Annotated in this window: 20 protein-coding genes, 1 pseudogene and 1 riboswitch; of the genes and pseudogenes, 9 read left to right on the forward strand and 12 right to left on the reverse strand. The window is 65.6% G+C overall.

All coding sequences use genetic code 11. The annotated features are described in order from the left end of the window. Positions 1–30 precede the first annotated feature (30 nt). Complete coding sequence (locus tag MKW15_RS03160) at positions 31–1056, forward strand: ABC transporter substrate-binding protein (RefSeq protein WP_240856123.1); 1026 nt, start codon at positions 31–33, stop codon at positions 1054–1056. A 79-nt stretch (positions 1057–1135) separates the two neighbouring features. Here the strand turns inward: MKW15_RS03160 and MKW15_RS03165 are convergent, their stop codons facing one another. Continuing rightward, positions 1136–1891: a siderophore-interacting protein gene (locus tag MKW15_RS03165; protein ID WP_240856126.1), complete on the reverse strand. Its 756-nt coding sequence runs from the start codon at positions 1889–1891 to the stop codon at positions 1136–1138. 253 nt (positions 1892–2144) lie between these two features. Beyond that, a complete protein-coding gene (locus tag MKW15_RS03170) occupies positions 2145–2492 on the reverse strand; it encodes a GNAT family N-acetyltransferase (RefSeq protein WP_240856128.1) in 348 nt (115 codons plus the stop codon). A gap of 229 nt (positions 2493–2721) precedes the next feature. Next, a riboswitch (TPP riboswitch) is annotated at positions 2722–2835 on the forward strand. On the opposite strand from MKW15_RS03170, the gene thiC reads away from it, so the two are divergent. The 3 genes and pseudogenes from thiC (at position 2827) to MKW15_RS03185 (ending at position 5739) form a co-directional block, all read left to right on the forward strand. Beyond that, entirely contained in the window at positions 2827–4515 is a 1689-nt protein-coding gene (gene thiC, locus MKW15_RS03175) for a phosphomethylpyrimidine synthase ThiC (protein ID WP_240856129.1), read from the forward strand. Its footprint overlaps the riboswitch before it by 9 nt. Next, positions 4512–5366: a bifunctional hydroxymethylpyrimidine kinase/phosphomethylpyrimidine kinase gene (gene thiD / locus MKW15_RS03180; protein ID WP_240856133.1), complete on the forward strand. Its 855-nt coding sequence runs from the start codon at positions 4512–4514 to the stop codon at positions 5364–5366. Before thiC ends, thiD begins: the two co-directional genes overlap by 4 nt. A gap of 29 nt (positions 5367–5395) precedes the next feature. Further along, positions 5396–5739, forward strand: a pseudogene (locus MKW15_RS03185) (VOC family protein). 10 nt (positions 5740–5749) lie between these two features. On the opposite strand, the gene MKW15_RS03190 reads toward MKW15_RS03185, so the two are convergent. From MKW15_RS03190 to MKW15_RS03205, 4 genes are read right to left on the reverse strand one after another with little or no spacing between them, the layout of a single operon-like run. Then, positions 5750–7435 (reverse strand): ABC transporter family substrate-binding protein, encoded by a 1686-nt coding sequence (locus MKW15_RS03190; RefSeq protein WP_240856134.1) that lies wholly within the window; start codon positions 7433–7435, stop codon positions 5750–5752. Beyond that, positions 7432–9486: a dipeptide ABC transporter ATP-binding protein gene (locus MKW15_RS03195; RefSeq protein ID WP_240856135.1), complete on the reverse strand. Its 2055-nt coding sequence runs from the start codon at positions 9484–9486 to the stop codon at positions 7432–7434. The genes MKW15_RS03190 and MKW15_RS03195 overlap by 4 nt, the downstream gene beginning before the upstream one ends. Next, entirely contained in the window at positions 9483–10469 is a 987-nt protein-coding gene (locus MKW15_RS03200; RefSeq protein ID WP_240856136.1) for an ABC transporter permease, read from the reverse strand. Before MKW15_RS03200 ends, MKW15_RS03195 begins: the two co-directional genes overlap by 4 nt. Position 10470: 1 nt before the next feature. Further along, positions 10471–11454 (reverse strand): ABC transporter permease, encoded by a 984-nt coding sequence (locus tag MKW15_RS03205; RefSeq protein WP_240856137.1) that lies wholly within the window; start codon positions 11452–11454, stop codon positions 10471–10473. A gap of 132 nt (positions 11455–11586) precedes the next feature. Between MKW15_RS03205 and MKW15_RS03210 the strand changes: the two genes are divergently transcribed. Further along, positions 11587–12381, forward strand: a complete 795-nt coding sequence (locus MKW15_RS03210; protein ID WP_240856138.1) for an HAD-IIA family hydrolase — start codon at positions 11587–11589, stop codon at positions 12379–12381. A gap of 650 nt (positions 12382–13031) precedes the next feature. On the opposite strand, the gene MKW15_RS03215 is transcribed toward MKW15_RS03210, so the two are convergent. Continuing rightward, positions 13032–13412 carry an SHOCT domain-containing protein gene (locus MKW15_RS03215; protein WP_240856139.1) on the reverse strand — a complete coding sequence of 127 codons (381 nt, stop codon included), beginning with the start codon at positions 13410–13412 and terminating at the stop codon, positions 13032–13034. Between the two features lie 149 nt (positions 13413–13561). Between MKW15_RS03215 and MKW15_RS03220 the strand changes: the two genes are divergently transcribed. Beyond that, a complete protein-coding gene (locus tag MKW15_RS03220) occupies positions 13562–14608 on the forward strand; it encodes an LLM class flavin-dependent oxidoreductase (RefSeq protein WP_240856140.1) in 1047 nt (348 codons plus the stop codon). On the opposite strand, the gene egtD is transcribed toward MKW15_RS03220, so the two are convergent. The 3 genes from egtD to MKW15_RS03235 form a co-directional block, all read right to left on the reverse strand. Further along, positions 14595–15551 (reverse strand): L-histidine N(alpha)-methyltransferase, encoded by a 957-nt coding sequence (gene egtD, locus MKW15_RS03225; RefSeq protein WP_240856141.1) that lies wholly within the window; start codon positions 15549–15551, stop codon positions 14595–14597. The two genes, MKW15_RS03220 and egtD, sit on opposite strands and share 14 nt — an antisense overlap. Continuing rightward, a complete protein-coding gene (gene egtB, locus MKW15_RS03230) occupies positions 15548–16822 on the reverse strand; it encodes an ergothioneine biosynthesis protein EgtB (protein WP_240856142.1) in 1275 nt (424 codons plus the stop codon). Before egtB ends, egtD begins: the two co-directional genes overlap by 4 nt. Positions 16823–17022: 200 nt before the next feature. Beyond that, on the reverse strand, positions 17023–17520 hold the full coding sequence (locus MKW15_RS03235; protein ID WP_240856143.1) for a DUF5709 domain-containing protein: 498 nt from the start codon (positions 17518–17520) through the stop codon (positions 17023–17025). A gap of 136 nt (positions 17521–17656) precedes the next feature. Between MKW15_RS03235 and MKW15_RS03240 the strand changes: the two genes are divergently transcribed. Continuing rightward, complete coding sequence (locus MKW15_RS03240; protein WP_240856144.1) at positions 17657–18226, forward strand: hypothetical protein; 570 nt, start codon at positions 17657–17659, stop codon at positions 18224–18226. A gap of 94 nt (positions 18227–18320) precedes the next feature. Here MKW15_RS03240 and MKW15_RS03245 read toward each other — a convergent pair whose 3' ends face one another. Further along, a complete protein-coding gene (locus tag MKW15_RS03245; protein WP_240856145.1) occupies positions 18321–18752 on the reverse strand; it encodes a DoxX family protein in 432 nt (143 codons plus the stop codon). A gap of 239 nt (positions 18753–18991) precedes the next feature. On the opposite strand from MKW15_RS03245, the gene MKW15_RS03250 reads away from it, so the two are divergent. Both MKW15_RS03250 and MKW15_RS03255 read left to right on the forward strand, forming a co-directional pair. Next, positions 18992–20362, forward strand: coding sequence for a M1 family metallopeptidase (locus MKW15_RS03250; protein WP_240856146.1), 1371 nt, complete (start codon positions 18992–18994; stop codon positions 20360–20362). A 41-nt stretch (positions 20363–20403) separates the two neighbouring features. Beyond that, positions 20404–21672 (forward strand): lipopolysaccharide biosynthesis protein, encoded by a 1269-nt coding sequence (locus MKW15_RS03255; RefSeq protein ID WP_240856147.1) that lies wholly within the window; start codon positions 20404–20406, stop codon positions 21670–21672. A gap of 3 nt (positions 21673–21675) precedes the next feature. Here MKW15_RS03255 and MKW15_RS03260 read toward each other — a convergent pair whose 3' ends face one another. Next, positions 21676–22518: a glycosyltransferase family 2 protein gene (locus tag MKW15_RS03260; protein ID WP_240856148.1), complete on the reverse strand. Its 843-nt coding sequence runs from the start codon at positions 22516–22518 to the stop codon at positions 21676–21678. Between the last annotated feature and the right edge of the window lie 35 nt (positions 22519–22553).

The following is a 22553-nucleotide window of genomic DNA, read 5'->3' on the forward strand; positions in this document are numbered from 1 at the left end:
GTCCACAACGTCGGGGATTGAGGAAAGTGCATGCCCACAAGTAGAAATCGTCCCAGATCACGCACCCGGACGCTCACACCGATCGCGGCCCTGTTGGCCGCGTTGCTGGCTGCCGGACTGTTCGCGGGATGCAGTGCGCCGGAGGAGAACGACACGCCGGCCAGCGTCTCGCCGGTCACCATCGCCGACCTGCCGGGTCAGAAGCCGGTGGTGATTCCCGCTGTGCCGCAACGGATCGTGGCCGTCGGCACGCAATGGATCGACACCGTACTCGCCTTCGGCGTGACGCCGGTCGGCTATCTGACCGGGCAGACCGATCCGGCGCAGAAGGCGCCCTGGACCGGCGACAAGCTGAACTCGTCGACGGCGATCACCTCGCCGACCGACCCGAGCGCGCAGATCACCCAGATCGCCAAGCTCAACCCCGATCTGATCCTGGTCCCGTCGTACGCCCCGGCCGCGCTGCGCGACCAGTTGGCGGCGTTGGCGCCGACCATCGGCGCGGTCAGTGCCTCGTCGGTGGACCCGTGGGACAAGCTCGTGACCGTGCTCGGCACCGCGCTGCGGGAACCGGAGAAGGCCACCGAGCTCATCAACGGAGTCAACGAGAAGTACTCGTCGGTCAAGACGGCCAACCCGGGGCTGGCCGACAAGACGTACTCGCTTTCGTTCATGTACACGCCGACACAGATCTCGGTTCTCGGCGACCCCAATGACGGTGCGGGACAGATCTTTACCAGCATCGGACTGAAGGTTTCGCCGACGGTGGCGGCCGAGCGCGCTCGCCAGGGCAACGCACCTCGGTTCACCATCGGGCTCGAGAACGTACCCGTCCTCGACGCGAACCTGGTGCTGGCAACCGGTGCGACACCACAGCTCGACCAGCAGTTCCGCAGTCTGCCAGGCTATTCGAACCTCGCTGGAGTGAAGGCCGGCGCCGCGCCGGCGCTCACCTCCGACGAGATCAACGCGCTCAACACGCCGAGCGTCCTGTCGATCCCGTGGGTCCTCGACCGCCTGAACCCGGCCCTGGCCGCGACGGCGAAGCAGAGCTGAACTTCAACACTCAAGGGCGGGGCCGCAATTGCGGTCCCGCCCTTGTGTGTTGCAGCTGCGAGCGCAGATCCCTTCCGGCTCAGCCGAAGGACTTCCCCTCGATCCAGTAGGCCATACCCTTGACGGCCTTCTTACCCAAGTTGAAATCGTTCTTGAAGGCTGCAGTCACAGCCCGTGTACTCGCCGAATCGAGTGCGACCCAACCGAAATGGCCACTCGCGTCAAAGGCGGCCGCCTTCACCTTCTCGACCAGGGCTGCCCCGGAACGCTCGCGGGCGATCCAGTGCACGGTGTCCTGAGCGCGCGATCGCAGCGGCAACTCTTTGTCGGACTCATGCTGGTATTCAAACCAGATGGTGGCCGGCGTTTCCGGCGCCGACGACGCCGAGATCGCGTCGAGAATCGAGTTGATCGCGGCCATCGACGCCGTGTCGCCCGCGATCAGGAATCCCTTCGCGGGCGGGTCGGGCATCTCGAACTTCGACCCCATCACGGTCGCATTGATCGTGTCTCCGGGTTGTGCCTGCTGCGCCCAGCGTGCCGATGCGCCGTCGTGGATGGCGAACTCGATGTGAAAAGTGTCTGACGCCGGATCGGGGTCGACCAGCGTGTAGCCACGCTGATGCAACTTGCCGTTGTCCTCGAACCACATTCGCACCCACATCGTCGGGTGTTGCTTGACCTCCGTCAGCAATCCGCCACCGGTGAATCCGAGGCGCACGTAGTGATCGGTGACGGTTTCCGTGCTGGTCACGGTGAACGCGAAGTCGTCGGCACGCAGCAGTTTGAGCACGGCACCCTGCCAGCCACGCCCCTTGGTGGACACCTCTGTCATCATCAGCCTCCCGTCGACAGCAGTCTCGAAATTAGCCTACCCTAACTTGCATTCGACTTCGGTGGCCACCGTCGACCCCGATCCGCCGCCACAAAAGCAGGGGAGGAATCTTCTTCCCCTACCCTTGGAGTCCTCCCCCAGAAAATTCTCGCGGACGACTACGAACCCCGGGGAAGAAGTTCTTCCCCTAGATTTTGCGGGCACGACGCCGTCGTGTTTCCCCAGTTCAGAAGGCTGGTTGCCGAACTTCGGATCAGGCCGGCGCGAGCGCGACGATCCCCGGATGGGCGTCGACGTAATGCTTGGTGAACGAACACACCGGCTTCAACCGCGCGTTCTGGTCGCGGACGTATCCGATGACGCACCGCGTCAACCGTGTCCCCAGACCATGCCCGGAATACTCGTCGTAGAGGACGGTGTGCAGCACCGTGACCGTCGTCTGACCGTCGGTCGTCTCAGTCGAATAGCCGAGCACGCCGACAAGGTCGCCGGCCACCCACAACTCGAATCGATCCCGTTCGGGATTGTGCACGACCTGTGAGATCTGCTGGAGAATCGCCTGCGCGGACTGCGGCGGCGGTTGCCGATGTTTCCTGTTCAACGGATTCCCTCCCGGAAATGCTCAGACGACTACGCACGGACCACGGCGTGTGCGCCTGATTCCCCAGCCAGGCGCCTCAACTCTCTGCTGTGATTCGAGTCACACAGTACCTTACGGAACCGTAGCCCTGCCATGGCTACGGAGGCACAGCAAACAATCCTGTCCGATCGGATAGGGCGTAGAGTGTCGGGCGATGCGTTCGCATCGCTGGGGTTGACTCACAGCCACAACTCAACATCGCGGGGGCTCTCACGACACCGAGGGCTGAGATGGCGACGGGCGGTCGCCGACCGCCTGAACCTGTCCGGGTAATGCCGGCGTAGGGAGACATCTCATGGGCACTCGTATACCCACATCCGGTTCGCGCACCGACATCACCGTCGACGCCGACCTGCTGACCACCGGCCCGATCGAGGGCAGCACCAAGCACTACCGCGAACTCGACCACCTACGCGTTCCGCAGCGCCGCATCCACCTCACCAACGGCGAACACCTCGACGTCTACGACACCTCCGGTCCGTACACCGATTCGACGGCGCACATCGACGTCGAAGCCGGCCTGCCCCCCATCCGTGACGCGTGGCAGCGACCCGACCCCATCGATGGCGCCGCCACCCAGCTCGCCTGGGCGCGAGCGGGGATCATCACCGACGAGATGCGCTACATCGCCGCTCGCGAAGGGGTCGACGCCGAGTTGGTCCGAGCCGAGGTTGCCATCGGGCGTGCGGTGATCCCGGCGAATCATCGGCACCCGGAATCGGAACCGATGATCATCGGCAAGGCCTTCGCGGTGAAGGTCAACGCCAACATCGGCAACTCCGCGGTCACCAGTTCCATCGCCGAGGAAGTGGAGAAAATGGTGTGGGCCACGCGCTGGGGGGCCGACACCATCATGGATCTGTCCACCGGCAAGGACATCCACATGACGCGCGAATGGATCCTGCGCAACTCGCCCGTCCCGGTGGGCACGGTGCCGATCTATCAGGCTCTGGAGAAGGTGAACGGCGATCCCACCAAGCTGACGTGGGAGATCTACCGCGACACGGTGATCGAGCAGGCCGAGCAGGGCGTCGACTACATGACGGTGCATGCCGGGGTGCTGCTCCGATACGTCCCGCTGACGGCCCGACGGGTCACCGGCATCGTCTCCCGAGGCGGGTCGATCATGGCCGCGTGGTGCCTTGCCCATCATCAGGAGTCGTTCCTGTACACGCACTTTGACGAGCTGTGCAAGATCTTCGCGCGCTACGACATCACCTTCTCGCTCGGCGACGGCCTGCGTCCGGGTTCGATCGCCGATGCCAACGACGAGGCGCAGTTCGCCGAACTCCGAACGCTCGGCGAGCTCACGAAGATCGCGAAATCCCATGGCGTGCAGGTGATGATCGAAGGTCCGGGCCACGTCCCGATGCACAAGATCGCCGAGAACGTGCGGCTCGAGGAAGAGCTCTGCGAGGAGGCGCCGTTCTACACCCTCGGCCCGCTCGCGACCGACATCGCACCAGCCTACGACCACATCACCTCGGCGATCGGCGCCGCGATGATCGCCCAGGCGGGCACCGCCATGCTCTGCTACGTCACGCCGAAAGAACACCTCGGGCTGCCCAACCGCGACGACGTGAAGGTCGGTGTGATCACCTACAAGATCGCCGCGCACTCTGCCGACCTCGCCAAGGGACACCCGGGTGCACAGTCCCGCGACGACGCACTGTCCAAGGCGCGCTTCGAGTTCCGCTGGACCGACCAGTTCAACCTGGCCCTCGACCCGGACACCGCCCGCGAGTACCACGACGAGACACTGCCCGCCGAACCGGCCAAGACCGCCCACTTCTGTTCCATGTGCGGCCCCAAGTTCTGCTCGATGCGCATCTCCGCCGACGTGCGCGCCTATGCCGAGGAGAACAATCTCGTCACCGCCGAGGACATCGACCGCAAGATCGCGCAGGAGATGGCGGCCAAGTCGGCGGAGTTCGTCGAGGCCGGCAACCGCGTCTATCTACCCCTGGAGGCCACCACCACATGACGGACGTCCCGCTGTTACCCACCGCCGCACCGGGTTCCACCCCGATCCGGGTGATGACCATCGCCGGGTCGGACTCCGGTGGCGGCGCGGGCATCCAGGCCGACTTGCGCACCTTTGCACTACTCGGTCTTCATGCCTGTGTTGCGGTCACCGCGGTCACGGTGCAGAACTCGCTGGGTGTCAGCGGTTTCCAGGAGATCACTCCTGACGTGGTGGCCGCCCAGATGCGTTGCGTGATCGACGACATCGGCATTGGTGCGGCCAAGACCGGCATGCTGGCGTCGGCCCCGATCATCGACGCGGTAGCGGCGCAGTGCCGAGAGTCCGGTCTGGGCCGCGGCTCCGACGTACCGCTCGTCGTCGACCCGGTATGCGCTTCGATGCACGGCGACCCGCTTCTCGCCACCGAGGCCTTGGACACGTTGCGTGACACGCTGATTCCGCTGGCCACCGTGGTGACGCCCAACCTCGACGAGGTGCGGCTCATCACCGGAATCGACGTCGTCGACGATGCCACCCAACGCGATGCGGCCCGGGTTCTGCACGGCCTGGGTGCGCAGTGGGCATTGGTGAAGGGCGGACATCTGCGGAGTTCCGACCGCAGCACCGATCTGCTCTACGACGGCACCGAGTTCCACGAGTTCGACCACGTGCGCATCGACACCCCCCACGACCACGGCGCCGGCGACACCCTCGCCGCGGCCATCACAGCCGCACTCGCACACAGCTATTCGGTACCCGACGCGGTTGCCTTCGCCAAGAGTTGGGTATCGAAGGGTCTCGCTGCGGCGTACCCGCTGGGTGCCGGGCACGGTCCCGTCAACCCTCTGTGGCGCGTGAGCCGGCCGTAACGGCCACCGTCACCGATTATGGTGGCCGAATGAAGCTGTCACGCGCAGTACCCATTCTGACCGTCGACGATATCGCGGCCGCCACCACCGCCTACCGGCAGACCCTCGGCCTCGAGGTGCTGATGGACCATGGCTGGATCGTCACGCTCGGCTCCGGTGACGTCGCCCAGTTCAGTCTGATGACCGAAGATGCGACCGCGTCGTGCATCCGGTCGCCTCCCTCCAGGTCGAGGACGTCGACGCCGCACACGCGGCCGCCGAGGCCGCCGGGCTCGAGATCGTCCACGCGTTGTCCGACGAGGAGTGGGGCGTTCGCCGATTCTTCTTCCGTGATCCGGCCGGAAACGTCGTCAACGTGCTCGAGCACCGGTGAGGCCGCCCTCCTACTTCTGCCAGCCGATGTCCTCGACCGGGCCGACGAAGAACTGCCCCGCACCGTAGTTCGCGAGTCCCTGCTTCACGGCGACCATGGTGGGCCCGTTGGTGAACGGAAGCATCGCGTACTGCGCGAAGGCGGTGCGCTCCACCTTGTTTCCCGCCGCGATCTGTTCTGCCGGATCGGCGATCTGCCCGACCCGTGCGATCTCGGCGTCCAACTGCGGCGAACCGGCACCACTCTTGTTGAAGGATGACTTCTCGCACCAGATCTGGCAGAAGTAAGCCATTCCGAACGGATCACTGGACTGGAAGCCCATCAGGAAGATGTCGAATTCCTTGTTGGTGACGACCTTTGAAAAGTCCGACGACGGACGCTGGATCACGTTGAGGTCGACGCCGATGGTCTTGTACATCGCTTGCAAGGCCCGCACTTGGGCCTGCCCGGTGGGATCGTCGCCGAGCGTCGGCAAGGTCAGCGTCAGCCGCTGACCGTCCTTGGTTCGGGTGCCGTCGCCCCCGACCGTCCAACCCGCCTGGTCGAGAAGCTGTTTGGCCTGGTCGGCATCGAAGTCGACTACGCCGGAAAGGTTGTCCTCATAGCCTTTCTCGAAAGAGTAGAGCAACAACGAGCCGGGGAGTGGCTCCGAGTAATTGAGCCCGTTGAACTCGATCTTCGCCAGCGTCGCCCGGTCGGTGCCGCGCATGATCGCCTCACGAACTCGGACATCGGCGAGGATCGGCGAATCGGTGTTGATCACCATCAGGGATTGAGCCGGCGTGGCCGACGTCCGAATGTCGATGCCACTCATCGATTTCACCTGCGCCAAACGATCTTTGGTGCCTACTCCGGTGGCGTCGATCTCCCCGTTGCGGAAAGCATTGATCGAGGCCTGGGACTCCATCTGCCGGAACACCCGCTGATCGAGCTTCCCGGGATTGCCCCACCACTTGGGATTCCGTTGGAACACGACGGTGCCCTGATTGCGGTCGTAGGACGCGATCGTGTACGGCCCGGCGCCGAGTTCGGGATGGGGTTGTTGGAGATAGGCCTTGTTGTAGAAGTCCGGATTTGCGACCTTTGGGTGCAGAACATTGTTGAACAGCCCGTCGGGCCAGGCGTAGACACCCTTGAAGCGGACGACCACCTGGCGATCGTCGACTCCCCGGGTCACCGAGTCGATCTTGTCGTATCCGTCGGTCGAACTCGTGACGTAGCGGGCATCTCTACCGGAGTTGGCCTGCCAGGTCGTCACGAAGGAGCGGTAATCGAAGGGCGTGCCGTCGTTGTAGGACGCCTTGGGGTTCAGCGTGTAGGTCACCACGGTGTTGCCGTCGACCAGGGTCTTGTCCACCTTCGTCACGAAGTCGGTGTTGGGTCGATACTCACCGTCGGGTGAGAAATACGCCAGGTTCGGGTTGTACCAACGCCACAACAACTGCGTGTAGGCCGTGCCGTCGGCTTGGAAGGTGTTCCACTGCGGTGAGACCTCCACAAGCGCAGTAGTGAGCGATCCACCCTCGCCGATGTTGTCGCGCGGCTGTTCGTTGATCTGGGCGCCGGTCACCGAGATGGGAGCGCCAGTGTCGGAGTCACTCCCGCATGCCGACACCAGTGCCACACCCATGCACGCCGCGGCCAGCACGACCAACAGCCGTGTCTTACCCAAGCCGCTCTTGCCCGAACCCCTCATACGCTGACCTCCATGTAATGACAGGACGCTGCGTGGTCGTCGGCGTCACCGATGACGCGCAGCTCCGGGTGATGGCTCCGGCACCGGGTTTGGCGCTCGTCGTCGAGTGTTGCATACAGCGGGCATCGCCCGGTGAAACTGCAGCCCACTATCTCGGCGGTGGGGCTCGGCTGCTCGCCGCTCAGCACGATCGGCGTGCGGGCGCGTTCGGCGGCCGGGTCGGGGATCGGCACCGCCGACAGCAACGCGCGCGTGTAGGGGTGGGCCGGGTTGTCGAAGACGCGATCGGTGTCGCCGACCTCCACGAACTCGCCCAAGTACATCACCGCAACCCGGTCGGCCAAGTGCCGTACCACCGACAGATCGTGTGCGACAACGAGATAGGCAACATCGCCGTCGGACTGCAGTTGCCGGATCAGGTTGACGATGTCGGCCTGCACCGAGACGTCGAGCGCCGACAGCGGCTCGTCGAGGATGATGAGTGACGGATCGGTCGCCAGCGCACGCGCGATGGCGAGTCGTTGACGCTGGCCACCCGAGAACGCGGCCGGGAAGCGATCCGAATGTACCGGGTCCAAGCCCACTCGTCGTAACAGCCCGGCCACTTTGGCCTCGGTGTCGGAACGTGAAGTGCCGAGTGCGCGTAATGGTTCGGCGACGATGTCGTAGGCGGTGAAACGCGGATCGAGAGCCTCGGAGGGGTCCTGGAACACGATCGAGACGTCTTGGCGAAGCGAGCGCGCCGCCCGCTTGCGGACCGACGCCGGATCCACCCCACCGATTCGCACCACGCCGGCAGGCTGCGCGAAGTCCATCACTTCAAGGAGCGTCGTCGACTTCCCGCTGCCAGACTCGCCGACGATGGCCATGCACTCGCCGGCGCGGATGTCGAAGCTCACGCCCTTGACCGCGCGCACCGTGCCGATCCGACGCTTGAGGAGACCACTGGTGAGCGGGAAGAACTTCCGCATCCCGACGACGTCGAGCACCACGGGTCGATCCTCACGTGGCACTGCGGATTCCGACGACGACACGTCTGATACGGGAAACACCGGCTCGCCGGAAACGGTGCCGGCCCCGGTGATCTCACCCGAGCGCACACACGCCGCGTCGTGGCCGTGTGCGGACATCTCCCGCAGCGGCGGCTCGCTGCTCCGGCAATCGTCGATGGCGATCGGGCACCGCGGCGCGAACATGCACTCGTCGAGCGGGTCGATCAGCACAGGCGGCGTACCGGGGATGGGGGTCAGCATCTCGACGCGGCGGTCCACGCGGGGCACCGCGCCGAGAAGCCCGATCGTGTAGGGCATCCGCGGCTCTTGGTAGAGCGTGTCGACGTCGGCGCGTTCGACCGGCCTGCCCGCGTACATCACCACGACGTCGTCGGCCGTGCCGGCCACCACCCCGAGGTCATGCGTGATGAGCAAGACCGCCGCACCGGTCTCGCGCTGCGCGGTCTTCAACAGGTCGAGGATCTGCGCCTGGATCGTGACGTCGAGCGCCGTGGTCGGTTCGTCGGCGATGATGACCGCCGGGTCGTTGGCCATCGCCATCGCGATCATGACGCGCTGTCGCATACCGCCGGAGAGCTCGTGCGGAAAAGCCTTGGCGCGCCTGGCCGGATCGGGAATACCGACCAGGTCGAGCAGTTCCACCGCGCGCGACCACGCCGGCTTCGACGCGATCCGCTGATGTGCCTGCAGAGCCTCGACGATCTGCGATCCGACGGTGAACACCGGCGTCAACGACGACAACGGATCCTGGAAGATCATCGAGATCTCCTGGCCTCGTATCGACGACATGTCCTTGTCGGACAGTCCGATCAGCTCCCGATCGCGCAGCCGTACCGATCCGTCGATGAGCGCTGTGTCAGGCAGCAGCCCGAGGACGGCCATCGCCGACACCGACTTCCCCGAGCCCGACTCGCCCACGATCGCCGTGGTTTTACCCGAACGCAGCTCATACGACAGCCCACGAACGGCCTCCACCCGACCGGCTTCGCTGCCGAAGGACACACGCAGGTCACCCACCTCGAGCACCACGTCGTTCACGAGGCGGCACCCTTGGTGGAGGTGGGGTCGAAGGCGTCGCGCAAGCCATCGGCGATCAGCGCCATCGAAATGGTCAGCAACGCAAGGGCTCCGGCCGGGAACCAGAACAACCACGGCGACGACTCGAGTGAACCACTGCCCGATTGCAGCAGCGAGCCCAACGAGACGTCGGGGATCTTGACGCCGAAACCGAGGAACGACAGGCCCGTCTCGGTCAGCACGGTGGCGACCACCCCGAGCGCGAGATTCAAGACGAGCAACGACGCCATGTTCGGCAGGACATGCCGGACGATGATCACGAGCGCAGGCACACCGAGGTACCGGGCGGCGGTGACGTAGTCGAGTTCCCGCAGCGACAAGGCCATCGAATGGATCACTCGGGCCAGCATCATCCAGCCGAAGGCGATCAGCACCACCACGAGCCATCGCCAGTCGCCGCCGGTGCTGGTCGACACCAACGCCAGGATCAGGAATGACGGCACCACCAGCAGAATGTAGATGGCACCCAGGATGATTCGCTGCGCCCAGCCCCCGAAGTACGCCGACAACCCGCCGAGCAGGGCGGCGATCACCGCGGTCCCGACCGACACACAGATCGCGATGGTCAACGACCGCTGCAGGCCGTGGACCACCTGTGCGTACAGGTCGTTGCCCGCGTTGGTGGTCCCGAACCAGTGCGCCGGCGACGGCGGCAAGGCGATCGCGAAGAAGTCGACGTCGGTGTAGGAGTACTTGGCCACCATCCCACCGAACAGCGCGAACAGGACGAGCAGCACGAAGATCACCAGGCCGACCATCGCCGACCGGTTTCGCATGAATCTCTTGGCGAGGATCTTGGTGCGACCCGACCGACGATGCGCGAGCGGGGCCGTCGAGTTGTCGCTCTCGGCGAGCAGGCCGCCGCTCTCGCCCATGATCGGCACGGATGCGGCGTCGTGGCCGCCCGATCCGGTGCGATTCGGTTCCTGGGGAAGATTCGACATGTCAGCTCACCCGCACTCGAGGGTCGAGATACACGACGACGATGTCGGCCAGGATCGCGCCCACAGCCGTCGCCGCGGCACCGAACGCAGCGACCGCCACCACTCCGTTGATGTCACTGGTGTTGATCGAACTGACAAAATACCGCCCCATGCCCTCCCAGGCGAAGATGGTCTCGGTCAAGACAGCACCGGTGAAAACCGCGGGGATCGCAAAGGCGATACCTACCGCGACCGGGATGATCGCGGTCCGCAGTGCGTGCTTGCGCACCGCTTGTCCCCGCGTCAGGCCCTTGGCGCGTGCCGTGCGGACGTAGTCGGAGTTGATGGTGTCGAGCAGCAGCGACCGCTGCAGCAGGTGCAATCCCGCGTAGCCGCCGATCACCAAGGTCAGCGTCGGCAAGATCAGGTGTTGCGCACGGTCGCCCGCGACCGCCCAGAACCCGCTGATCCCCAGACTCTCCGACCCCGATACGTAGACGACGGTGTTTCCGAGTGCCTGGTTGACCGAGATTCCGAGCAGCACGATGCCGAGTCCGAGAACAGGCACCGGCAGGTTGATGGAGGCGAGGGAGACTAACTGCCAGGCACGGTCGGACAGCTTGTACTGCCGCAGAGCCGTGTAGACGCCGACCGCGATACCCAGGAGCGTCGAGAGGATCGTCGCCGCGGCCAGCAACTGTACCGACGACATCATCCGGAAGCTGATCTGCTCGTTGACGCTCAATCCGAGGGGCGTCCTGCCCCAATCCCAGTGGAAGAGGATGCCGCTCAGCCACGTCCACCAGCGTTCGAGAATCGGCACCTTGTCGTTGAGGTTGTAGCCCGACAGTGTCGCGTCGACCTGAGCCTCGGGCAGGGGTGGCCGGCGCGCGGCGTAGTTGGATCGCGGGTCGAGCATCGCGTTGGCCAGGAAATACGTCAAGTTGGTGGCCACGAACACCAGCAAGGCCCATACAGCGATGCGCTTGCTCAGGTACGCGATCACATCCGCTCCACGTTGATCATCGGTGGGCGCCGACTCGATCGACCCCCGGACTGACAGACATTGTGTCAGCGCGACGGCGGTTGCGCCCTGTTTCATCCACCGATGCCATAGACGCGACGATAATCGGCTGTCATGGACTGGACTTACTTGATGGACATGGACGGCGTGCTGGTCCGTGAGGAACACCTGATTCCCGGCGCCGACACCTTCCTCGCCGAACTGCGATCCGCCGGCACCCCGTTCACCGTGCTCACCAACAACTCGATCCGCACGCCACGCGATCTACGCGCCCGGCTTCTGCGCTCCGGCCTCGACATTCCCGAGGAGTCCATCTGGACGTCGGCCCTGGCCACGGCCCGGTTCTTGGAATCACAACGACCGGAAGGGACGGCGTACGTGGTCGGCGAATCGGGGCTGACGACCGCGCTGCACGAGATCGGCTACGTCATCACCGACTCCGACCCCGACTACGTGGTGCTCGGCGAGACGCGCACCTACTCGTTCGAGGCGATCACCACGGCCATCCGGCTGGTCGAACGCGGCGCCCGGTTCATCGCGACCAATCCCGACGCGACCGGGCCGTCGACGAGTGGGTCGCTGCCCGCAACCGGTGCGGTCGCCGCGTTGATCACCCGGGCGACCGGCCGCGAACCCTACTACGTCGGGAAGCCCAATCCGTTGATGATGCGGACCGCGATGCGACGCATGGGCGCCCACTCCGAGCATTCGCTGATGATCGGCGACCGCATGGACACCGACGTCATCTCCGGCATGGAAGCCGGCATGCAGACGATCCTGGTGTTGTCCGGAATCTCCACGGCCGCGTCGGTGGAGATGTACCCGTACCGTCCGACGATGGTCATCGAATCCGTCGCCGACCTCGTCGGGCGTACGCAGGATCCGTTCCCGGCGCCACCGACCTGGTGAGAATCCGCCACTCTTGATCCGAAGAGTTAAGCGACCACCGCGCTGACCTGGGGAGACGCAGTCTGCCGCGCGGAGGCGGTCCAGACGCTCTGTGTCCTGTTGGAGAATCTGTGTGCTGCAGCACACAGTTGGGCCGATTCGGCACAGGGTGTGGTCTGAGGGCACCCCGGGGCGCATCACCGGCCAGGTCGGGTGCGGCCCGGGTTTGTGTTTGGTCACGTCCCGCGTCGAGCTGTGAGAACTCGAGTTGAGTTGGAGAATGCGATTGCTGCAGCACTCGCATTCTCCAATTCGGCTCTGGTTGTCGCGGTGCCGGCCGCGCGGAAGCTCCCCAGCCGCATGGGCGGCAACGTTCGTCCCGCCTCCACGATCGCCGACGAGGTCGGCGGGTGGGTCGCTGATCCGGACGAGCTCGTTGCCCCGCGCTTTGAGCTGAATAAACGGATCTGCCCGAAGCGCCCCGCCCGCTGGCTAGGTGCGAGCTTGCTCGCCTCGAAGGGCGTGGTGAGACAACGATGTCATCTCGCCGGGGGCTAATGGCTCGCAGGCTCGCACCTAGCCAGCGGAGGGCAGGCTCGCATGCCAGCCAACGGAGGGCGAAGCAAAGGCGCCCACACATCGAGTGTGCGGGCGCCTTCGGTGAAGCTGGGTCAGCTGAGTGCTTTGGCCTTCAGTGCCTCGAACTCCTCGGGCGTGATCGAACCCGCGTCGAGCAGGGACTTTGCCTCGGAGATCTGCTGTGCGGGCGTAGCGCCGGCAACCGACTGAATGTAGGCATCGGAGGCCTTCTTGGCCTCGGCGTAGGCCTCGCGCTGACGCTCGGCCATCCCCTTGCCCTTGGCGAGGAGATACACGATGGCCGTCAGGTACGGGAAGATGATCAGGAAGATCACCCACGCGGCCTTGGCCCAACCGGAGGACGCCTTGTCACGGAAGAGGTCGGAGATGATGTGCCAGAGGACGATCAGGTAGGCGACGAACGCGAAGATGACGATCGTGTACCAGATGAAGTCCCAGAACGAGTCCCACATTGGGCTAGCTCCTTCTTGCTGAAGAGTCGGGTCGCCAACGAGGCTCGTTGACTGCGGCAACAGCATGTCACACGCTCGGGCACCAGGCGATAGATGCCCGGCGTAAACAGGGCTTTGTGCCCAGACATTCATCCCGTATAGGTGAGGACATGGCAACTCCAGAGAACGTAGAGCTCGGCCTCGACACCTTCGGCGACGTCACCGTCGACGAGAATGACTCGCTGATCTCCGGTGCGCAGACGCTGCGCAACCTGCTCGACCAGGCAATTCTCGCCGATCAGGTGGGTGTCGACTTCCTCGGCGTCGGGGAGCATCACCGCGACGACTACGCGGTGTCGGCGCCGGAGGTGGTGCTGGGCGCCATCGCCGCCCGCACCCGTCGCATACGTCTCGGTTCGGCGGTCACCGTGCTGTCCTCCGACGACCCCATCCGGGTTTTCGAACGGTTCTCGACGCTCGACGCCCTGTCGTCGGGCCGCGCCGAGGTCATCCTCGGTCGCGGTTCGTTCACCGAGTCGTTTCCGCTGTTCGGGTACGACCTCGCCGACTACGAGGAACTCTTCACCGACAAACTGGCACTGTTCGACGCCTTACGTGGCGGTGGGCCGGTCACCTGGTCGGGTTCGACGCGGGGTCCGCTGCGCGACCAGATTGTCTACCCGCAACTGGAGAACGCACCCCTGCCCACGTGGATCGCGGTCGGCGGGAGTCCCGAATCCGTTGTCCGCGCTGCGAGTTACGGCCTTCCGTTGATGCTCGCGATCATCGGCGGCGACCCGTTGCGGTTCAAGCCGTACGTCGACCTCTATCACCGGGCTCTGCGTGAACTCGAGCACGACGGGCTCCCGGTGGGCGTGCACTCCCCCGGTCACGTCGCCGACACCGATGAGCAGGCCCGTGAAGAACTGTGGCCGCACTACCGGACCTACGTCGCACGTATTGGCCGTGAACGTGGCTGGCCACCGCCGACGCGGATCGAGTTCGACCGCTCCACCGGACCCGGCGGGTCCCTCTACGTCGGGTCACCGGAGACTGTGGCGCGCAAGATCGCGGCCACCGTTTCCGCACTGGGCCTGAGCCGCTTCGACCTGAAGTACTCACACGGCACACTTGGTCATCCCCAACTGATGCGCAGCATCGAACTCTATGGCACACAGGTGATCCCACGTGTGCGCGAGCTACTCAGCGACGGCTGAGCACCAGGAGGAAATCCCCGGCCGGATCGGTCCAGGACGCGACGACCGGCAGGCCCGCGTCGCCCAACTCCGACGCGAGGTCGGCGGCGTCGAACTTGGTGCTGATCTCGGTGAGGATCTCGGTTCCCGCAGAGATCCGCCAGGGCCGTTGCAGCACTTCGAAATACGCAGCGACGTCGCGCCGCGCCCGCAGCCACATCTCGATGCGGTGGTCGACCGGATTCCAGCGTGCGATGTGGTCGAAGTCGTCGGCGTACAGCCCACGGGCGTCGAGTCCGGTGCGCAGCACCTCGATCATGTTCCGGTTGAAATCGGCTGTGACACCGGCCTTGTCGTTGTACGCGGCGACGAGCCGGCCGGTGTCTTTGACGAGATCGGCACCCATGAGGAAGTAGTCGCCGGGCGAGAGTGAGCCGGCCAGCCGCTGATAGAACCGGGCGCGGTCCTCCGGGTAGAAATTGCCGATGGTGCCGCCCAGGAACACCGCGACCCGCGGCCCCGACGCCGCGGGCAGGGGCAGATCCGGTTCGGTGAAGTCTGCGACCACCGGAACCACGTCGACCGACGGGTAGTCGATGGACAGGATCTCCGCTGCCGTGCCCAGGATCTCGTTGCTGACGTCGACGGGGACATAGCGGAGCCGGGTGGTGCACTTCTCCCAGTGCGCGGCGAAGGCGTCGAGCAGCAACCGCGTCTTGGTGGAGGTGCCCGACCCCAGTTCGACCATCATCTCGGCCTGGGTGACCGCCGCGATCTCGGCGGCGCGCGCTGTCAGGATCGCCGTCTCGCGCCGGGTGGGGTAGTACTCCGGGAGTCGGGTGATCTCGTCGAACAGCTTGCTGCCGCGTTCGTCGTACAGCCATTTCACCGGCAGGGTCGGCGGGTCTTGCCATAGACCGGCAAGTGCGTCGGCCGCGAGCGGACTGCCGAGTTCGACGGTCATCGGGCCAGCCGCAGGCCGGAGAACACCCAGCGCGAGGACGCCGGGAAGAAATTGCGGTACGTGATCCGCTCGTGTCCCTTCGGGGTCACCGCGCTCGCGCCGCGCAGAACGTGCTGGTCGGACATGAACTTTCCGTTGTACTCGCCGACCGCCCCGTTGGCCGGGACGAATCCCGGGTAGGGCAGGTAGGCGCTCGCGGTCCACTCCCACACGTCGCCGACCATGGTGACCCCGGCCCGCCCCGGGTGGCATCGGGCCGGATCGAGCAGTTGCCCGCGCACCGATCCCGTTGCCGCCGCGGCGATCTCCCACTCGAACTCGGTGGGCAATCGGGCACCCGCCCAACGCGCGTAGGCGTCCGCTTCGTAGAAGGACACGTGCGCCACCGGCTCGTCGAGCACCACCGGGCGTCGGCCCGACAGCGTGAACGTCGACCACTCACCATCGTCGTGATGCCAGTAACCCGGTGCATCCCAACCGGTTTCACGGATGCGGGCCCACCCGTCGGACAGCCAGAACTCGGCCCGGCGGTAGCCGTCGTCGTGCATGAACTCCAGCCAGTCGGCATTGGTCACGGCACGATCGGCGATCTCGAAGTCCTCGAGGAAGACCCGGTGCCGTGGCCCTTCATTATCGTAGGCGAATCCCGTTCCGGCATGGCCGATCTCGTGCACGCCTCCGGCGAACGGACGCCACGACAGCGGATGAGCCGACGACGACTCGTCGGGGGCACGATCGACGTAGACCGGCGCGAACGCATGCGTGGAGAACAGGTGCTTGATGTCCATCAGGATCAGTTCCTGATGCTGCTGTTCGTGATTGCAACCGAGTTCGACGAGATCCAGTGCAGCCGCGTCGAGACGCCCCCGCTCGAGAGCCGACACGATCGCGGCGTCGACATACTCGCGATAGCGCGTGACGTCGGTGACGCCGGGCCGGGTGACCAGGCCGCGGTCGGGACGGGGGTGTCGGGCGCCGACCGCCTCGTAGTAGCTGTTGAAGAGGTAGCGAAAGGTCTCGTCATAGACGACGTAGTCCGGGTCTTGCCGCAGGATGAATTCCTCGAAGAACCACGTGACGTGGGCGCGATGCCATTTGGCCGGGCTCGCGTCGGTCATCGACTGCGGAGTCTGGTCCTCGGGTGAGAGGCTCGCCGTCAGCGCGTCGGTCGTCGACCGCACGTCGAGAAATCGTGAAACGACAGACGGCGTGAGGCCGGGACTGGTCACTCCGTTGGGCGAATCGGTGGAAACGTGCTCGGTAATGCTCATTGGGCATCCTCGGGGTGGCGACGGTTTCAAAGGCGGCGGTACAGGTGATACCGGCGGACTGGCGTCGAGCTCCACCTTCCATCGTGTCCGCGCGGGTGGGACGTGTCAACGACGGTCGTTGCAACGAACGACGCGACACGCACCCATACCCAGTCCACCAGAGACCACCGACAAAACAGCGTCACTGCTGGTCAGGAGCCCTACTGTCGCGCGTCGGGATCGATGTAGTGCACGGCAGCTTCCTCGGCGGAGGCACCTGCCCCGTCGATGCCGGCGTCGGTGGCGAACACGTCGGAGTCGGTGTCGATGCCCGAACCGGCGTCCGGTGCGATCAGCCGTCCCGCGCGGGTCGCGCCCACCTCGTCGTTCTCGGGGAACTCGTCGTCGCTGTCGGATTCGTGTGATTCCCAGTTCGATTCGTCGCGCCGGTCGGCCTCGATGTCGTCGAGCGGATCGGTGGCGCCGACGTCGGGCTCCTCTTCGGCGAGCCGCTCGTCGAGGGTCTCGCCCTCACGCATCTCCTGAGCGGTGAGCCCGTGCACGGCACCCTTCGGCGCGAAGTCCGGAGGCGAATATCCCTCGTCGAGGACATCTTCGACGCCGCGGTCGTCGAGAGTGTCGCCCGGTTGCAGCTGATCGTCGTCGTCGAGGCTGTACTCGCCGTCCGAACCTTCTGGTGTGCTGCCGATGTCGTTCATACCCTTCACGATATGCCCGGGGCCCTCGCTGCTCGGCGATACCGCGCCATCAATGTCATGGCGTCCGTCACCCTCGCACAACGATCCCTCATCGGTTCGCCCGAATCGGGGTATCAACCAGGCCCGATCGGCGACAATGCACAGGGTGATCGAGGAAATGCAGGCCGAGGCCCAGGCCTTGCTCTCCGCGGGCGAATACACTCACGCACTGGCCGAGTTCTCGGTGCTGCGGGAGATCCGTGCGCGACGGGAAGGGCCCTATTCACCCAGATATCTGTCGAATCTGCACGACTGCGTGCGATGCACATCCGAACTGCAGATGTGGTCGGATTGCACGCCGCTGTGCAGCGAACTGCACGGCAAGTACGTGCGGACCCACGGACGCGCCGAGGCCGACACCGTCGACGTCGCCAAGCATTGGGCCTGGGCGCTGGTGCACCTGCACGATTACCCACCTGCCCTGCGGCTCTACCTCACCACCGCCGACGCGCTGTGGGACACCGACCCGCAGCAGGCCGCGCGACTGCTGGGCGCCGCCGCGGTCTACCGGCGCGACGCCGACTACAGCGCGATGATCGAACCCGGGCTCATCGACGGCGTGCGCCTGCGCCACAGCGCGGACCTGCTGGCGTCGCTGAACAGCGTGATCGCGGGCCTGCCCGTATCCGACGCCGCGATCACGCGCGAGGGCCTGGCCATCGCCTGAGGCGGACGTCCGGAACGCCTTGTGCCGTAGATCTGAGTCACCAGGTGGCGCAGATCTACGGCACTGACGGTCGGCTTCTATCGCAATCGAAGGATCAGCCGTCGACGGTCGCCCGCGATCGCCGCCTGCGACTCATCACGAGACCGTCCACCGCGGCTCGTCCCGACGGCGTGAAGCCGACGGCCAGGAGTCCGGCGATCAGCGCGGCCGGCCATTCCCAGCCGCCGTTGGTTGCCCAGAATCCGTTGTCCCAGTGGACGTAATAGATGGCGCCGAGCATGTCGAGGATCAGCAGGACGGCCACCAGCGGGAGCAGCAGTCCGATGATCAGGAAGATCCCGCCGACCAACTCGACCCACGTCGCGACGTAGGCGGCTGTCGTGGGCATCGGGATATCGAGCGACTTGAAGAACGTCGCGGTGGCATCGATGCCGTTGGTGTGCAGTTTCTGCCAGCCGTGTGCGATGAAGATGACACCGAGAATCAAACGCGCCAGAAACTGCGCGACCGTGCTGAAGCCGACCATGTACGTCTCTCCTTGGGTTCGGTCCCGACCGAATGGTTTAACCGGACCACGGTCCGATTATTCCCCACAGTAGCCATGCGCACCGTCTTCACGCATCCCCGGACCGGTACCGGTGCAACCGGGGGTCGGCGGGTACTCTGAGTCTGGTTGACGGGCGAATCCACTGTGGCGATTCCACACAATCGAGACGCCGCCGGCACAACCGCAATCAACCCGTGACCACCGGAAGAGGAGAATCAGTGCCGGGAAAGTCTGGCTCGGGTTCGCGTGGTGCGTCGGCCCGGCAACCCGTTCTCGGTACGCCCGCAGACACTCTCGATCCGTATCTGCCGCACAACGGCAACCTCGGGTATCGCATCTCCCGCTACGATCTCGAACTCGAATACAAGGTCGCCAGCAACCGGCTGACCGGCGTGGCCACCCTGACCGCGACGTCCTACGTCGAACTGGCCCGATTCACCCTCGACATGGCCGCGTCGCTGCGCGTCGACCGAGTGACCGTGAACGACAAGCGCGCCCACTACAGCCACCGTCGTCACAAACTCACGATCACTCCCGACAGCGCGGTGCCCGCCGGCGGCGCGCTGACCATCCTCATCCGCTATCACGGTGGACCGCGGCCGATCCGCGGGCCGTGGGGCGAGGTCGGCTGGGAGGAACTGTCCGACGGCGCGCTGTGCGCCAACCAGCCCAACGGCGCGGCGTCGTGGTTCCCGTGCGACGACCACCCGAGCGTCAAGGCGCCGTACCGATTCGCCATCACCACGGACAGTCCGTATCACGCCCTCGCCAATGGCGTGCTCGAGTCCAAACGTGCCCGCGCCGGCCAGACCACCTGGGTGTACCAGCAGGTCGAGCCGATGCCCACCTACCTCGCGTCGATCCAGATCGGCCAGTACAAACCGGTTTCGTTGAGTACCAAGCCGATTCCGGTGTCGGCGCTCGTCCCGCCCCGACTGGTGCAAACCTTTCGCCACGACTTCGGCAGGCAGACCGAGATGGTCAACGCCTTTGTCGAGATGTTCGGGCCGTATCCCTTTCCGCAGTACACCGTCGTGGTGACCGACGACGACCTCGAAATCCCCATCGAGGCACAGAGTTTCTCCACCTTCGGCGCCAATCACTGCGACGGTCACCGCACAGCGGAACGCCTCGTCGCACACGAACTCGCCCACCAATGGTTCGGCAACTCGGTCACTCTCGCGCGGTGGCGCGACATCTGGCTGCACGAGGGTTTCGCCTGCTACGCCGAATGGTTGTGGAGTCAGCGGTCGGGCGGACGCAGCGCCGACGAATGGGCACGCCACTACTACGCCAAACTCGCGGCCGCGCCGGTGCGGGTTCCTCTCGCCGACCCCGGTCCGCGAAAGATGTTCGACGACTGGGTGTACAAGCGCGGCGCGATGACCCTGCATGCATTGCGACTGACGATCGGCGACGGCAACTTCTTCGCGCTGTTGCACCGGTGGACCGACAAATACCGCTACGGGTCGGTGACCACCGAGGACTTCATCGCACTCGCCGCGAACTTCTCGACCACCTCGCTCAATCCGCTGTGGGATGCGTGGCTCTTCACTCCTGCGCTGCCGCCGTATCCGGGCCCGGCCTGACGTTCGCCGCGACATGAGAGCCGCACCATGACAGCCGCACCATGAAACAGGACGGAGCCGAAGAAGGGTCGATGGCCGGCACCCTCGGCCGGGTCACCGTCGCCACCATCATCGCCGCGGCATCCGGGTACCTCGTGCTGCTCATCGCGGCACGTCATCTCGGCGCAGCGGGATACGCCGTGTTCGCGGTGTTCTGGGCGGCATACGGCATGGTGACCGGCGCGCAGAACGGGCAGTTGCAGGAGACGACGCGGGCGGTGCGGTCGGCGCTCGGGTCGGCTTCGGATTCGTCGCGTGGCGCGTCCGGGTCACGTCCGCTGAAGGTCAATGTGGCGATCGGACTCGCGCTCGGCGCGCTGGTGGCGATCACTGCTCCACTGTGGAGCGGGCAGGTGTTCGCCACCGACCGCTGGCTCTCGGTGCTGCTCCTGGCCGTCGGCGTGGCCAGTTTCGCGGTGTATGCGCATCTGTGTGGCGTGCTCGCGGGCGCCGCGTCGTGGACGGCCTTCGCGACGCTGCTCTCCGTCGATGCCCTGATCCGGCTGGTTGGCGCGATCCTTGCAGTCGCCCTCGGCTGGGGCATCGTCGCATTTCTGCTCATCACGGTGATCGGATCGGTGTCGTGGTGCCTGCTGCTGCTCGGCTCATCGGCGGCGCGCGGCGCGGTCGGGTTGCCGGGCGACGTCACCGACCGGCGACTGACCACCAACACGCTGACCGCCATGGCCGCCGCCGCCGCGAGCGCGGTCCTGGTGATGGGTTTCCCGGTGCTCATCAAGCTGACCAGCGAGATTGGACTGTTCGACCGCGACACCGACGACGAGCGCGTGGTCGGGGCACTGATCCTCGCTGTCACGCTCACCCGCGCACCACTTCTGGTGCCGCTGAACAGCTTCCAGGGCGTGCTCATCACCCGTTTCGTCGAGGCACGGAACCGGCTGATGGCTTCGTTGGCGGCGCCGCTGGGCGTCGTCGTTGCTGTGGGTGTCATCGGGTCGGCGTTGGCCTGGGTCATCGGGCCGTGGCTGCTGAGTTCGGTCTTCGGTGCCGAGTTCCGACTGGGCGGCGGCGTGGTCGCCGCGCTCACCACGGGTGCGACCCTCCTCGCCATGCTGACCGTGACCGGTGCGTCGACGATCGCTGCCGGCGCCCACCGCTGGTACGCCGCAGGTTGGTGGGTGGCGACGCTGGTGTCGATCGTCGTGCTCACCCTGCCGTTCGACATCTCGGTCCGGGTCGGCGCGGCGCTCGTCGTCGGGCCACTCGTCGGTGTCGGCGTGCACCTCGCGGGTCTCGCAACTCGCCGTTGACGGTCAGCGGCGGAGCCGGGCGACGGTCGCGCCGACTCGCGCCTGGGTGTGATGCAATCTCGACGTGGCGTGCAGCCGTGCGGCGCGCGCCGCACGATTCCAGCCGAGTTCGACGCAGCGTCGGGCCTCGTCGGCGAAGAAGCGGTTCTCCTCGGCAAAGCGTCGACCGTCGACCGCCTGCACCGAACTGACCGACGCCTCGTGGCGGCGGTAGCGGAACACGACGGTCGGGTCGTAGGCCAGCGACGCACCGGTGGCGGCGAGGTCGACGAGGAGTGCGAGGTCGAGCACCACCTCGAGTCCCGGTCGGAACCCGACCGCGCGCACCGCATCTGTTCGCCACAGCAGCGACGGAAAGTACGTCCAGTTGCCGTGGTAGAGGCTTGTCGCCAGGCTCTCGCCCCGCAGAACGGTCGTGTGCGACGGCGCGAGCATTCCTTTTATCCGATCGCCCAAGGGTCGGACGGGACGGTCGTGATCGTCGATCACCTCCACGCCCGGCGCGATCACCGCGGCGTCCGGATTGGCCGCCGCCAGCGCGCGAACCGTTCCCAGATACCCGGGCAGCATCACGTCGTCGCATCCCATGACCACGAAGTACTCGTGCTCGACGAGGTCGACGCAGCGCCGGAAGTTGCCGTTGACGCCGAGGTTCGTCTCGTTACGGAGGTAGCGCACGCGCGGGTCGTCCAGGCCGAGCAGCCACTCTCGTGGGGCGTCATCGGGATAGCAGTCGTCGACGACGGTCAGGACCAGATCGGGGTCGTCCTGCGCGAGCACGCTCGTGACGGCCTGCCGAAACTGTGCGACGTCACCGTAGAAGGGCATCATCACGTCGATCGGCACCCGACCAGCGTAGGGGTAGCGGTTCCGTTGGCGAG

The organism is Gordonia gummivorans, from assembly GCF_022513585.1.
In the GTDB taxonomy this organism is placed as follows: domain Bacteria; phylum Actinomycetota; class Actinomycetes; order Mycobacteriales; family Mycobacteriaceae; genus Gordonia.

Coding starts and splice junctions, on each gene's coding strand:
- egtB (WP_240856142.1), bottom strand. CDS start 16,822: ATGAGCATTACCGAGCACGTTTCCACCGATTCGCCCAACGGAGTGACC.
- MKW15_RS03210 (WP_240856138.1), top strand. CDS start 11,587: ATGGACTGGACTTACTTGATGGACATGGACGGCGTGCTGGTCCGTGAG.
- MKW15_RS03245 (WP_240856145.1), bottom strand. CDS start 18,752: ATGGTCGGCTTCAGCACGGTCGCGCAGTTTCTGGCGCGTTTGATTCTC.
- MKW15_RS03220 (WP_240856140.1), top strand. CDS start 13,562: ATGGCAACTCCAGAGAACGTAGAGCTCGGCCTCGACACCTTCGGCGAC.
- MKW15_RS03255 (WP_240856147.1), top strand. CDS start 20,404: ATGAAACAGGACGGAGCCGAAGAAGGGTCGATGGCCGGCACCCTCGGC.
- MKW15_RS03240 (WP_240856144.1), top strand. CDS start 17,657: ATGCACAGGGTGATCGAGGAAATGCAGGCCGAGGCCCAGGCCTTGCTC.
- MKW15_RS03215 (WP_240856139.1), bottom strand. CDS start 13,412: ATGTGGGACTCGTTCTGGGACTTCATCTGGTACACGATCGTCATCTTC.
- thiD (WP_240856133.1), top strand. CDS start 4,512: ATGACGGACGTCCCGCTGTTACCCACCGCCGCACCGGGTTCCACCCCG.
- egtD (WP_240856141.1), bottom strand. CDS start 15,551: ATGACCGTCGAACTCGGCAGTCCGCTCGCGGCCGACGCACTTGCCGGT.
- MKW15_RS03190 (WP_240856134.1), bottom strand. CDS start 7,435: ATGAGGGGTTCGGGCAAGAGCGGCTTGGGTAAGACACGGCTGTTGGTC.
- MKW15_RS03235 (WP_240856143.1), bottom strand. CDS start 17,520: ATGAACGACATCGGCAGCACACCAGAAGGTTCGGACGGCGAGTACAGC.
- MKW15_RS03160 (WP_240856123.1), top strand. CDS start 31: ATGCCCACAAGTAGAAATCGTCCCAGATCACGCACCCGGACGCTCACA.
- MKW15_RS03200 (WP_240856136.1), bottom strand. CDS start 10,469: ATGTCGAATCTTCCCCAGGAACCGAATCGCACCGGATCGGGCGGCCAC.
- thiC (WP_240856129.1), top strand. CDS start 2,827: ATGGGCACTCGTATACCCACATCCGGTTCGCGCACCGACATCACCGTC.
- MKW15_RS03165 (WP_240856126.1), bottom strand. CDS start 1,891: ATGACAGAGGTGTCCACCAAGGGGCGTGGCTGGCAGGGTGCCGTGCTC.